We start from the raw sequence: 12,887 nt of genomic DNA on the forward strand, positions 1-12,887 counted from the left end.
GAGATTACCTGCGGAGGCATGGCTTGATGCTTGCCTTTGCGGTCTTTCTGCTCGTTACCTCTCTCTATGCGCCGACCTTCCTGTCGCCCGGCAATATTCTCGATGTGATCCGGCAGGTGTCGATCACCGGAATGATCGCCATTGGCGTGACCTTTGTCGTCATAACCGGACGGCTGGATCTGTCGGTCGGCTCGATGCTGACGCTGCTCACCGTCGTCATGGTCGATCAGCACAATCAGCTCGGCCCTGCCGTGGCAATCGCAATAACGTTGCTGGTGGGCGCGGTGGTCGGTGCACTGAACGGTTTTCTGGTCGGCTACATGAAGTTGAATGCGCTGATCGTGACCCTTGCGATGCTGTCATTTCTGCAGGGAGTCACGCTGTTCTACTCCGGTGGGTCCAACGTAAATGTGGCCGATGCGCAGACGACCTGGTTCCGCTTCTTCGGACGTGGAGACCTGCTGGGCATTCCGACACCGGTATGGATTTTCCTCGGTGCCGCTGTCGTAGCAAGTTTTTTCCTGCTTAAAACCAACTTCGGCCGAGGCATCTATGCCGTCGGCGGTAACGAGACGACCAGTCGGTTTTCCGGCGTCCAGACGCGAAAAGTGGTTTTTTCGGCCTATGTGCTGTCCGGCCTCGCAACGGCGCTGGCGGCTATCATCATGGGCAGCCGGGTGATGGGCGCCCAGAACACCATCGGCCAAGGATATGAGCTGACCGTGCTCGCCGGCATCATTCTGGGCGGTACCTCGCTGATGGGCGGCTCCGGCACCATCTGGCGTACGGTGCTGGGTATTTCGATGCTCGGGTTTGTACAGAATGGTCTGCTGCTGTTGGGCTATCCATATTACGTGCAGTGGCTGGTGACCTGGATGGTAATAATACTTGCGGTATGGGTGGATCTGGCGGCTAAAAGAGGCAGGGTGATCGCATGAGTAAAACAATCAATTCAGCCGAGTTTCAGGGGAGCCTGGTTCAGCCGAAGCCGTTACGTCGCACATTTGTGTTGCTGGCCGAGCAGCATATCTGGGTCTTTCTCGCATTGAGTCTGTTGCTGTTTTCATTGGCTTCACCCTACTTTCTTACCCTGAACAACATGAGTAACCTGCTCACGCAGGCGGCATTTATTGGACTGCTGGCGATTGGTATGACGCTGGTAATGATAAACGGCGAAATCGATCTGTCGGTGGGGGCTACGCTGGCGCTGGCCTGTGCGCTGGCGATCGGCTTGCAGGAAAGCATCGGTGTCTGGCCGGCGGTTCTGGTGGCGCTCTGTTCCGGAGCGCTCATGGGGCTTATCAATGGCACGCTCCTGGCCTTGTCGGGGATGCACTCCTTCATTATCACGCTGGGTGCGCTGATCGGTATCCGCGGGCTTGTATTCATCTATACCGGCGAAAGTGCCCTGATGGTGGAGGATTTCAGCTATACCGAAATCGTAGAGGTCTACCTGGGTCCTTTATCTCTTACAGCACTGATATTCCTTGGTTTGGCGGCACTTTTTCAATGGATGCTGACCTGGACAAAGCACGGCCGGGAGGCCTTTGCAATCGGTGATAATGCGAAGTCGGCTCACGAAGCGGGTATCCGTGTCAAGCGTCATAAGGTTATCAATTTCGTGCTTTGCGGCACGCTGGCGGCGATTGCCGGTATTCTGCTATCCATGCGCCTGGGTACGGCAGAACCCAATGCGGGGAAAATATGGGAGCTCTGGGCGATCATCGCCGTGGTGCTGGGCGGTACCCGCCTGCAGGGCGGCTGGGGCAGTGTCTGGAAAACCGTCGGGGGCGTACTGACGCTGGCGGTACTGCGCAATGGCCTGAGCCTGCTCAATACACCCAACTACATCGAGCTGATGGTGATGGGGGCGGTGCTGGTATTGGCGCTTGTCATCGACAAGGTGCTCGGTTTCGGACATGCGAAGTGAGGCAGAGAGATGACTGAAGTAGTGCTTACAGCTGAGCGAATTACCAAGACATTTACCGGTGTGACCGCACTCAACGATGTCAGCTTCGATATCCATGCCGGTGAGGTTCATGCGCTGATGGGCGAGAATGGCGCCGGAAAATCCACTCTGATGAAGGTGCTCTCGGGGGTCTACCATCCGAATGCCGGGGCGATTCATCATCGCGGAGAGCTGGTGAACTTCAGTTCACCCAGAGACGCACGGGACAGGGGCATATTGCTGGTTCACCAGGAACTCTCGTTGTCGCCGGAGCTGTCGGTGGCAGAAAACGTCTATCTGGGCGCCTGGCCGACAAACCGCTTCGGGGTGCTGAAAAAAGGAATTGCACGAAAAGACCCAGGCCGCGCTTGATTCTCTCGGGTGCAATTTCGGACCGGATGTGCGGGTGGGAACGCTGTCGATCGCCAAGCAGCAGATGGTCGAGATCGCCCGGGTACAGGCTTTCAATGCCAATGTGGTTATCTTTGACGAGCCGACGGCTTCGCTGACAGAAAGCGAGAAAGAGCAGTTGTTCATTGCTATTCGCAGGCTGCGAGAGCGTGGTGTCGGTATCGTCTACATCAGCCACAAGATGGATGAAATATTCGAGATCACCGATCGTATTACGGTGTTGAGGGATGGTGAGGTGCAGGGCACGGTCAATACCAAAGACGTCGATATGGCCCAGATCACCAAGATGATGATCGGTCGCGATCTGGATCAGTTTTTTCACCGGGCCCAGGGTGCCATTGGTCGCGAAATGCTGGAAGTCCGTCATCTCGAAAAAGAGGGCCTGTTCAGCGATATCAACTTTAAGGTCCGCGCCGGAGAAGTGCTTGGCCTCTATGGACTGATCGGAGCCGGTCGATCGGAAGTGGCCGAGACGATATTCGGTGTTCGCCAACCGGATAGCGGCCAGATACTGTTCGATGGCGAGGAGGTGGACTTCGCATCGCCGAAGGATGCGATCGAAAAGGGTATGGCGCTGGTACCTGAGAGTCGCAAGGAGCAGGGGCTGATCCTCGGTATGGGCGGGCGTGTAAACATCACTCTGCCGCATTTGAACCTGTTCTCCAAAATGGGAATCAGTGATACCCGAAAAGAGCTGGAGGTCTTCGATTACTATCGGGAGCAACTGGAAATCAAGACGACGGGGCCTGAGCAGCCGCTTTCCGATCTTTCCGGTGGCAACCAGCAAAAATTCGTCCTGGCCAAATGGCTCTGTGCCGACCCCAAACTGATCATTCTCGATGAACCGACCCGGGGCATCGATGTGGGATCGAAGTCATCCATTCACAAGATCATTGCCGGGTTGGCCGAGAAGGGCCTGGCGGTCATCGTCATCTCGTCCGAGATGCCCGAAGTGATCGGTGTCAGCAATCGCATTCTCGCAATGGCCAATGGCCGGCTGGTCGGTGAGTTCACCGGGGCCGGGATGACCGAGGAAAACCTCATCAATGCGGTTTCGGAGGTTCAATTACAGAGCGAGCCGAAGCCCCCGGTTGTTGATAATCCAAAGATCCATGAATTGAAGAGGACCGTTCAGTGACAGACTCGAACAAAATACTGAATATTGGGATGGTCGGGTCCGGCTTTATGGGCAAATGCCATGCGAACGCCTTCCGATCTTACGGTGGGCTTTTCGATGCACCGGTCACTGTCCAGCTACATACGCTCGCCGATATCGATCAGGCTCAGGCCGATAAGAACGCCCGGGCGCTCGGCTTCGAGCGGGCTACCGGCGACTGGCGAACGCTGGTCGAGGATCCGGATATCGATATTGTCTCGATCACGGCCCCGAATGCCCTTCACGAGGAGATCGCCCTGGCCGCCATTGAACAGGGCAAGGTCGTGTATTGCGAGAAGCCCCTGTCAACCACCTCTGCGTCGGCCGAGAAGATGATGCTGGCGGCGGAAGAGGCCGGCGTCGCCACACTGGTTGGATTCAATTTCCTGCGCAATCCGCTGATTGCCGTCTGCCGGGAAATGATTGCGAGCGGCGAACTGGGGGAGATTATCAGCTTTCGGGGGCGCCATGCGGAAAACTACATGTGCAATCCGGATCTGCCCCATTCCTTCCGTACCAGCACGGCCGGTGGCGGCGCGGTGGCCGATATCGGCAGCCATATCCTATCGATGGCGCGCTACCTGTTGGGGGATATCAGCGAGGTCTCTTCCGTAAACCGCACGGTCTGCCAGAGCAGACCATTGCGCCCGGGCACCAGCGAGCGTGCTCCGGTGGAAGTGGACGATCTGGGCCATGCGCTGGTGAAGTTCTCCTCCGGTGTTGTCGGCAGCCTCGAAGCCAACTGGATGGCCACCGGCCGGACCATGGATCTGTCGTTCGAGATCAGCGGCACCAGGGGTGCGGTGGCTTTTTCCCAGGAACGGATGAACGAGCTGCATATCTGGGAAGCGGGCAAGTCCCCGGGGTTCGACGGTTTCAAGAAGATCGAAGCCGGGCCTGACCACTTCCCGTACGGTAACTTCTGTCCTGCACCGGGCCACCACCTGGGCTTCAATGATCTCAAGGTGATCGAAGTCGCGCAGCTGATCGATATGCTGATCGAGGGCGAAAAGAACTTCACCGATTTTCGCGAGGGCTACCGGGTGCAGTGCACGGTCGATGCCATACACCGCTCGGCATCCAGTGGCGGCTGGGAAAGGGTAGAGGGACTCTGAGTCTGCCGGATGGCTGCACCAAGGGGGCATTCACGGATGCCCCCTTATGTTTTTGATTCATCTGCCGCCTACCTGGATGATCTCTCTGGGTTCGGGAGCGGGTCGCCCGAACTCATGCTGTCCGGAAAATGGTCGCGGGTTACCAACCTGCCGCCTGATACTCAATAGTGACCATGGCTTCTCATCAGGCTGTCGACACGTTTCTGGGCGTTTTTCAGCGCCCTGTCGATACTGGCTTCGCCCTTCAACATGGGATGTATCTCTTCGCCAACGATATGAACGATATCGTTGAACTCGGGAATGGGCGGTCGCGGCCAGAGTTGGAGTTGGCCCTTCTTTTCCATGTTATCGAGCTGTACGATGATTTTGCTCAGCGCCCGGACCTCTGGGTCGGCACTGGTCGAAAAACGTGGGCTCGAAAGGCTGCCGCTCTGCGCATACCACTTCATCAGCTCAGGACGGGTGAGATATTTCATCATCTTCCAGGCTTTGCTGATGCGATCATCCGTCTGGTTCGTGGGAATGGCCAGTGAAAAGCCGCCAATGGGCGAGACTGTACGGGCGCCCGGGCCATGAGGGTGGGGTATATAGCCGACCCTGCCGTGGGCGGGGCTGGCTTCATCAAACTCGAACATCCCCCTCGAATCGACCAGCCGTAGGTCATGGCGGCTTTGCCCTCCGAGAACAGCTGGATTCGCCGGTCCCAGTTGCACGCAAGGCTTTCAGGGTGGGCATAGTCAAGTAGCTGCAGGAGAAACTCGGCGCTTCGATAGCCGGCTTCGCTCTCTATCTGGGGGCGATAGTTCTCGTCCTTCAGGTTGCTGACATCGAAATCCTTGCCGAGCCTGGGCAGCTTTATGATCGGGAATCCAAAATCGGCCAACGTCTGAATGAAGGTATGACCTACCGGCGTCCCCGGCCCATAGTTCATCACTATACCGCTCAACTCCGGCTCGAAACGGTGCAGGTTTTTAGCGGCAGTCAGGACGTCATCGGTGCATTCAGGTACACTGAGGCCGGCTTTATCGAACAGGTCGGTGCGATAGAACAGCAGTTCTGCCGTGGGTTGAATCGGCAAAGCGTAGTGTTCACCGTTGTAACCTGAGCCTTTCCAGGCGGTGCTGTGGAAATCGGAGTGGCGATATTTCTCATCGGCAATCATTTCGTTGAGAGGCAGTACGATACCGGACTCCGCAAGTTCGCCCAGCCAGGGAATATCCAAGGCGACAATGTCGTATTTTGACTCGGCACGTTGAGAGTTTAGAATAATTTCATCGTGAAGCTCATCAAGGGACAGGTTAATAATTTCCAGCTTTCCTCCACAAAACTCATTGAGGTTTCCGGAGAAGTCGGCGAGTGATTTGAATGTAGGATCCGACGGGCTCAGGATTCGCAGTACCCGGTCGTATCCTATACCTTCCTCCATAACACTGGGGAATGGTAGAATGCTCGGGGTCATATAGGAACCACCGAAATAAAAATCGCCAGCGGCGCTGTCGTCGGCAGAAAAACCAAAGGTATTGCCAATATGAGATTTAAGCTGAAAGGCGAACTTCTCGAATAGTTCTATCAGCTTTGAGGTGGGGTGAAGCGAATAGGACTTTCCGGTTCTTGAGCGTGAGCGCTTTAACAACAGACCTTCTTCAAGTAATTCATTGATTCTTCGGATTGCCGTACCGTATGGCACTTCGGCCGCCAGGGCGAGTGAGGTATTGGTAATCAGCTTTCCTTCGTAGTGGCGTCTCAAGGCGAAGGAAATAAGGTTCCATCGGGGATCGACCATCGCGAGTGGAACTTCCTTATCTCCCAGTTTTCTGGTTGTATCGACAAAATCGAGGACTCGAACAAGCTCTTCTCTTGTCATAGTTATTTCACTCCATAAATGGAATGGTCGTGATGGCGTCGATGTTTTTTGGCTGAAAACAAATAATCTCAGCCTGATCTACGGAGACTATTATTAACCCGACGAACAACTACATTATAGGCCGGATTATTAGTCCGGCTTACAAAAAAACATCATCAGGCGGAGAGATTCTGGGAAGCTGTAGGAGCCCGCTGCGCCCGGAGACCGGGCTTCTATCAAACGCGCGGGCTAATCCCGCCGCGGGCCCTGTCCGGCCATATACTGGGATACAGCGACGCACAAAGCAGGCTCGGAATGAGCCTGCTTTGCACGCCAAGTCAATCATAAAGGGGCTTGAGCTCGTTACGCACTAGCCTGAAGCTGGCTCGACTTCTCGAACGAAATCGCACGCACCAGGTCGTCTTCGGTGACTTCGCTGTCGAGGAACTCGCCGTTGATGCGGCCGTTGTACATCGCCAGGATGCGGTCGGAGACGCCGAGCACCTCCGGCATCTCCGACGAGATCACCAGTACCGCATAGCCGGATTTGGCCAACTGGCGGATCAGCTTGTGGATCTCGGACTTGGAGCCGACGTCGATGCCGCGGGTTGGCTCGTCGAGGATGAGCACCTTGGGATGGGTCGCCAGCCATTTGCCGATTACGACTTTTTGCTGGTTGCCGCCGCTGAGGTTGCCGACCTTCTGGGCGCCGCTGGGCGACTTGATGGCCAGCTCCTCGGCGTATTTATCGTAGATCTTGGATTCTTCCGTCCGGCTCAGCACGCCACCACTGGCAACATGCTGCAATACGGCCATGGTGATGTTGTCGCGGCAGCTCATACCGAGCACCAGCCCCTGTTCCTTGCGGTTTTCGGGCACCAGGGCCAGGCCGTTCTTGACGGCATCGGTCGAGTTCTTGATATCGAGCCGTTTGCCTTCGAGCAACACTTCGCCCCCGGTCGGGGTACGAAGGCCGAAAAGCGTCTCGGCTATTTCGGTGCGGCCCGCGCCGACGAGGCCGTACATGCCGAGCACTTCGCCCTTGCGAATGGAAAAGCTGATATTCTCGAACAGGCTGCCACAGCTCAGGTCCTTGACCTCGAGTACCTTGTCGCCGAATTCAGCGGCGTCGATATTGCGGCTGGTATCGAGACTGCGGCCGATCATCAGCCGGGTGATCTCGTCTTCGTCGGTTTCCTTCGTTTCGACGGTACCCCGGTAGCCGCCATCTCTCAATACCGTGATCCGGTCGGACAGGGTGAAAATTTCGTCCATGCGGTGCGAAATATAGACGATCGCCACACCCTGGGCCTTGAGGTCATGGATGACGTCGAACAGGACGAACTTCTCGGTATCGGTCAGTGACGCCGTCGGCTCGTCGAAGACGACGATTTTCGGTGTAAACACCAGCGCCCGGGCGATCTCGACCATGTGCTTTTTCGCGATCGACAGCCTGGAGACCTTGTCCTTCGCGCTGAAGTTGCATTTCAGGCGCTTCAGGATCGCATCGGCGTCACCGTAGAGCTTGTTCCAGTCGACCCTGTTGGGCCATTTTCTCGGCAGATAGCCCAGGAAGATGTTTTCGGCCACCGTCATCTCCGGCACCAGCGACAGCTCCTGATGGATCAGCAGGATGCCCTGGTGCTTGGCATCCATCGGGTTGTCCATCTTGATGGGGCGTCCCTCGAGGTAGATTTCCCCGGCATCGGCCTTGTGAATACCGGCCAGTACCTTCATCAGGGTGGACTTGCCGGCGCCGTTCTCGCCGAGCAATGCATGAACCTCGCCCTTGTGCACCCCGAAGCTGACATCGTCCAGCGCGACGACCGAAGGCGGAAAGGTCTTGGTAATGCCCTCCAGGGACAGAATCGGCGGCGTGCCGGCCGCATGCACACCATAATTTTCGATGGAATCCAGGTTGTTCATACGTTCAACTCCTGCTCGGCATTGCGGTTCACTTGCCGGTCGATGAAGAGCACGGCGATCAGGATGGTGCCCATGATGACCAGGACATAGAAAGAGGGCACCTGCAGCAGATTCATGCCGTTGCGCAGTATGCCGATGGCGATGACACCGCCGAAGGTGCCGACGATGCTGCCGGCGCCACCGGTCAGCTTGGTGCCGCCGAGCACGATCGCGGTAATGGCCCAGAGTTCGAAGTCCCGGCCGAGGTTAGGGGTGGCGGCGCCCATCTGGGTCGACAGGGTAATGCCGGCCAGGGCGGCGAAAAAGCCGCCGAGCATGAAGTTGATCACCATATGGGGGCCGACGCGTATGCCGGCGTCGATGGCGGCCTGACGGTTGCCGCCGACCGCATAGGTATTACGACCGTGAACCGAACGCGACAGGACCCAGTGCATAATGGCGGCGAGGACCACGAACATTATCGCCAGGGTGGGGATGCCGGCGATACTGCTGACGCCGAAATCGGAGTAGGCGAAATCGCTGGCATAGAAGGATTGTTCTTCGGTGTAGACGAATACCAGGCCGCGCACGCCGATCATGGCACCCAGGGTGACGATGAAGGCATCGACGCCGGTTTTCCAGACGATCATGCCGTTGAGGGCGCCCAGTACCACGCCGCTCAGCAGGCCTACGGCGACGGCCAGCGGGATGCCGAGTGACGACTGGAGATCGACCGCCAGGCACGCCGCCAGGGCCAGCACGGCACCGACCGACAGATCGATGTTGCCGTTAATCATGATGAAGGTCAGGCCCAGTGCGATCAGGCCGATGGTCGAGGTCTGGACGAGGATATTCTTGAAGTTGCCGATATCGAGAAAATGCTCGGTGCTGAGACTGAATACGACGATACAGGCCGCCACGAACAGCCAGATGGGCTGCTCGATGACGAGAGATTTGGCTTTGTGGGCTAGGGTGGTCATTTAAAGGCTCCCCATGACTCTTGTTAGATCAGGAAAAGGATGTGAAGATCTTGCCGCGGGTCGAGGCGATATCGAGCCAGACCGCCAGGATGATCACCGCCCAGGTCACGAGCCACTGGGCGTAGTAGGGGTAACCCAGCAGCAGCAATCCGTTCTGAATGAAGCTGAGGATCAGGACACCGATGATGGTGCGGGTGATGCTGCCCGAGCCTCCGAGCAGGCTGGTGCCGCCCAGGATGACGCCGGCCAGTACCAGCAGTTCGTAACCCTGGCCTACATTGTTCTGCGAGCCCATCACGCGCGAGCCCAGGATAATGGCGGCACAGGCGGTGGTGAAGGCCGACAGCAGGTAGGTGCTGAACACCATGCGATTGCGGCGGATGCCGGAAAAGACCGCGGCCGCCGGGTTGCCTCCCACCGAAAAGACTTTTCGGCCATAGGTGGTCGCTTTCAGCACGAATTCGGCGATCAGCGCCAAGCCGAGAAAAATGATGACCGGGACCGCTATGCCCCAGAGGTAGCCGCGACCGAAGAAGGCAAACCAGGTACCTTCCTGATTCTGGATATCGACGTTCTGGCCGCCGGTATAGATCAGGGTGATGCCCTGAATGGCCGATAGCATCCCCAGGGTCACGATCAGCGAGTTAAGCTTCAGGTAGCCGATCAGATAGCCGTTGACCGCACCGATCAGCAGTGCGAAAACCAGCATCAGGCCGATGGCGCCGGTCGGGCCGATCTTGTCGTGGAGGTCCACCACCAGAACGGTACAGAATGACAGCAGTGAACCGACGGAAAGGTCGAGGTTGCCGCCGATCACGACGATGGTGACACCTATCGCGATGGTGCCGATGATGGAGGCCTGGCGTATCACCGTCATGAAGTTGTCGGTGCTCAGAAACCGGTCGGAGAAAATGGAAAAGACGACCAGGAAAAGCACGAAGGCGACCAAAATGCCCTGTCGGGCCAGCAGCTGTGAGTATTTTTTTGCCAGGCTTCGCTCACCGCCTGTTTTTATTTCACTGATAGTATCGCTCATGGCACTTGTCCTCGTCATGTGCTTTACCCCTTGAATTTTAAACCTAGGCTAAAATGACCCTGCCTTACAAGTCGCCTTGTAAGGCAGGGATTCTTGCTTTACTTAATGGTGCGTTAAGCCGGATTTAGAAGACGGGTTTGTCGAACTCGGACATGTTGCTCTGGGTAATCTTCGGGGTATCGAAGTAGTTGAGCTTGGGCACTTCGTTGCCGTTGATCACGTCGATGGCGGTCTGCAGGGCGGCTTTGGCATCGTCGACAGGGGACTGGTAAACGGAGCCGTAGTACTCACCGCGCTCCATGGCTTCGTAGCCGACGGCGAAGTTGGTTGCACCGATGAAGGCGATCTCACCGGCGCGGCCGGCTGCCTTGGCGGCGTTCAGCGCGCCCACGCCCATGTTGTCGTCACCCGCATAGACGCCGTCGATTTTGTCGTACTTGGTGAGGAAGTTCTCCATGACGCGCTGTGCCTTTTCGCGGTTCCAGTCGCCGGGCTGCGTTTCCATGATCTTCACCCCCGGGCAGGCTTCGGCCAGACGATCCTCGAAGCCTTGCTGACGCTGAATCGCGGTGGTGTAGCCCGGCTGGCCGGAAATCTGCACGATCTGACCCTCGCCATTCAGTGCCTCGCACATCATTTCGGCCGAATACTCGCCCTGGGTGATGTTGTTGGGGCCGGAGAAGGCGGCAATGAACTCCTGGCCGGCATCGGCGATATTGGAGTTGGTGACGATCACCGGAATACCGGCCTGGTGTGCCTGGCGCACCACCGGTACGACAGCCTGGCCATTGGTCGGCCAGATGATGATCGCGTCGACCTTCTGCTGGATCAGGTCCTGCAGCTGGGCGATCTGGCGGGCGACATCGCCACCGGCGTCGAGCACAACGGTTTCCAGGCCGTCGGTATTGGCGGCCGCCTCCTTAAACGCCTTTTCATAGGTTGTCTGATAGCTGTCCACGCCGACATTGTTCTGGGTAATGCCGATCTTCATGTCTGCAACGGCAGAGCCGGCCAACAGAGCAGAGCCCAGCAGGGCGAAAGAGGTGGTCTTCAGTGCATTCTTCATTTTTGCTGTTTCCTCAGGGTTATTGTTATGGCTGGTAATTGAGAGCCACTACAGGCTGGTGCAATTTCCTTGAAGACTTCATAAGCGGGAGCATCGTTGTGCAGGCCTATGCAAACGATTGCACCATATCTGACAGATACTGTCAAGGGTAATTTGAAAACACGAACCACGGGAAAAATCGATCGGATGTCGGGGCGGGAGTGATCATCGTTTATAAGAAAAACAATAAGTTGAAATACCTGGTTGCCGTTTGGCGTCCTGCATGTCACTACTGACTATCGATCGGACAGGGTTGCGGCCAGGTTTTATGGTGCTAGGGCTGATTTTGGAGCGGCAGTAAAAAAGAGACCCCGAAAGGAATATATACCGGGGTCCCGTAGCCAAAGGCGAAGGGCTCAATCGGAGCTGTTGGAAAGCAACGTATAAACGTTGACGCAGGTTTCGCCTCGCCCGACGGGTGCTGTTGTCGAGCTCAGCGAGACCGGGGTACCCCTCCGGGCGTAACCGGAGGGGCAGAGACTTACTGAACGACCATGCCGCCGTCGATCATCAGCAGCTGGCCGGTCATGTAGTCGGACTCGGAGCTGGCCAGGAAGCTGGCGGTACCGACAACGTCTTCCGGATAGGAGTAGCGCTTGAGCAGGATCATGTCCTCGGCCAGCTTGTCCATCGACTCGCCCGCCTTGTCGAACTTGCCGATGGCGACCAGGTCCTTGTCCAGCTGTTCCCAGAGTTCGGTGCGCACGACGCCGGGGCCATAGCCGTTGACGGTGATGTTGTGCTGCGCCAGCGCCTTGGCACCGCCGTTGATCATCGCCAGCACGGCGTGCTTGCTGCAGGCGTAGGGGACGACATCGTCGAACGCCTGGCGGGACAGAATGGAACCGACGTTGATGATCTTGTAGGGCTCGTCCTGCTTGCCCTGCTTGATCATCTGCTTGGCCGCTTCCTGCATGCCGATCAGGCAGCCCAGGGCATTGACGTTCATGATCTGGTGCCAGTTCTCTTCGGTCACGTCGCAGAACATCATCGGCTTGTTGATACCGGCGTTGTTGAGCATCACGTTGAGGCTGCCGAAGGCTGCGACGGTGGCATCGATGGCGGCCTTGACCTCTTCGCGCTTGGTGACATCGACCTTGGCGGCAATGGCTTCGCCGCCGTTGGCCTTGATACGGTCAACGACCTCATTGCAGCCATCCAGGTTGATGTCGGCCACACAAACCTTGGCACCCTGCGCGGCATAATGCTCGGCTACTGCGGCGCCCATGCCCCGGGCGGCACCGGTAATGACGACGTTCTTGCCTTGCAGTCTTGTCTTATCCATCGAAAGTTCCTCACTGGTTATTGTTTCAATCTGTGAATGACAGACGGTTTCTTGGATACGTAGTGTCGTTTTTCGCAGGGGTATGAGCGGTCTATACGCCTGG

Annotated in this window: 12 protein-coding genes; 5 read left to right on the forward strand and 7 right to left on the reverse strand. The window is 57.1% G+C overall.

The window, feature by feature from the left end:
* Window positions 1-26: 26 nt before the first annotated feature.
* Genes ACFQDL_RS24630 through ACFQDL_RS24650 form a run of 5 tightly spaced genes read left to right on the forward strand, consistent with a single transcriptional unit; the run spans window position 27 to window position 4,630 of the window.
* Window positions 27-938, forward strand: a complete 912-nt coding sequence (locus ACFQDL_RS24630; protein ID WP_379913317.1) for an ABC transporter permease — start codon at window positions 27-29, stop codon at window positions 936-938.
* A complete protein-coding gene (locus ACFQDL_RS24635; RefSeq protein WP_379911320.1) occupies window positions 935-1,930 on the forward strand; it encodes an ABC transporter permease in 996 nt (331 codons plus the stop codon). The genes ACFQDL_RS24630 and ACFQDL_RS24635 overlap by 4 nt, the downstream gene beginning before the upstream one ends.
* Window positions 1,931-1,939: 9 nt before the next feature.
* Window positions 1,940-2,320, forward strand: coding sequence for an ATP-binding cassette domain-containing protein (locus tag ACFQDL_RS24640; protein ID WP_379911321.1), 381 nt, complete (start codon window positions 1,940-1,942; stop codon window positions 2,318-2,320).
* A complete protein-coding gene (locus tag ACFQDL_RS24645; protein WP_379911322.1) occupies window positions 2,292-3,497 on the forward strand; it encodes a sugar ABC transporter ATP-binding protein in 1,206 nt (401 codons plus the stop codon). The genes ACFQDL_RS24640 and ACFQDL_RS24645 overlap by 29 nt, the downstream gene beginning before the upstream one ends.
* Entirely contained in the window at window positions 3,494-4,630 is a 1,137-nt protein-coding gene (locus ACFQDL_RS24650; protein ID WP_379911323.1) for a Gfo/Idh/MocA family protein, read from the forward strand. Before ACFQDL_RS24645 ends, ACFQDL_RS24650 begins: the two co-directional genes overlap by 4 nt.
* A gap of 161 nt (window positions 4,631-4,791) precedes the next feature.
* Here the strand turns inward: ACFQDL_RS24650 and ACFQDL_RS24655 are convergent, their stop codons facing one another.
* The 7 genes from ACFQDL_RS24655 to ACFQDL_RS24685 form a co-directional block, all read right to left on the reverse strand.
* Window positions 4,792-5,109, reverse strand: a complete 318-nt coding sequence (locus ACFQDL_RS24655) for a type 2 periplasmic-binding domain-containing protein (RefSeq protein ID WP_379911324.1) — start codon at window positions 5,107-5,109, stop codon at window positions 4,792-4,794.
* Window positions 5,106-6,494 (reverse strand): ABC transporter substrate-binding protein, encoded by a 1,389-nt coding sequence (locus ACFQDL_RS24660; RefSeq protein ID WP_379911325.1) that lies wholly within the window; start codon window positions 6,492-6,494, stop codon window positions 5,106-5,108. The genes ACFQDL_RS24655 and ACFQDL_RS24660 overlap by 4 nt, the downstream gene beginning before the upstream one ends.
* Window positions 6,495-6,836: 342 nt before the next feature.
* On the reverse strand, window positions 6,837-8,399 hold the full coding sequence (locus ACFQDL_RS24665; RefSeq protein ID WP_379911326.1) for a sugar ABC transporter ATP-binding protein: 1,563 nt from the start codon (window positions 8,397-8,399) through the stop codon (window positions 6,837-6,839).
* The gene (locus ACFQDL_RS24670; protein ID WP_379911327.1) at window positions 8,396-9,358 is read right to left on the reverse strand and encodes an ABC transporter permease; all 963 of its coding nucleotides are present in this window, start codon (window positions 9,356-9,358) and stop codon (window positions 8,396-8,398) included. The genes ACFQDL_RS24665 and ACFQDL_RS24670 overlap by 4 nt, the downstream gene beginning before the upstream one ends.
* A gap of 28 nt (window positions 9,359-9,386) precedes the next feature.
* On the reverse strand, window positions 9,387-10,394 hold the full coding sequence (locus tag ACFQDL_RS24675) for an ABC transporter permease (protein ID WP_379911328.1): 1,008 nt from the start codon (window positions 10,392-10,394) through the stop codon (window positions 9,387-9,389).
* Between the two features lie 124 nt (window positions 10,395-10,518).
* The gene (locus tag ACFQDL_RS24680; protein ID WP_379911329.1) at window positions 10,519-11,460 is read right to left on the reverse strand and encodes a sugar ABC transporter substrate-binding protein; all 942 of its coding nucleotides are present in this window, start codon (window positions 11,458-11,460) and stop codon (window positions 10,519-10,521) included.
* Window positions 11,461-11,980: 520 nt separating this feature from the next.
* Window positions 11,981-12,784 (reverse strand): SDR family NAD(P)-dependent oxidoreductase, encoded by an 804-nt coding sequence (locus ACFQDL_RS24685; RefSeq protein WP_379911330.1) that lies wholly within the window; start codon window positions 12,782-12,784, stop codon window positions 11,981-11,983.
* Window positions 12,785-12,887: the final 103 nt, after the last annotated feature.

The sequence above is a fragment of the Marinobacterium aestuariivivens genome (assembly GCF_042661465.1).
Lineage (GTDB): Bacteria > Pseudomonadota > Gammaproteobacteria > Pseudomonadales > Balneatricaceae > Marinobacterium_A > Marinobacterium_A aestuariivivens.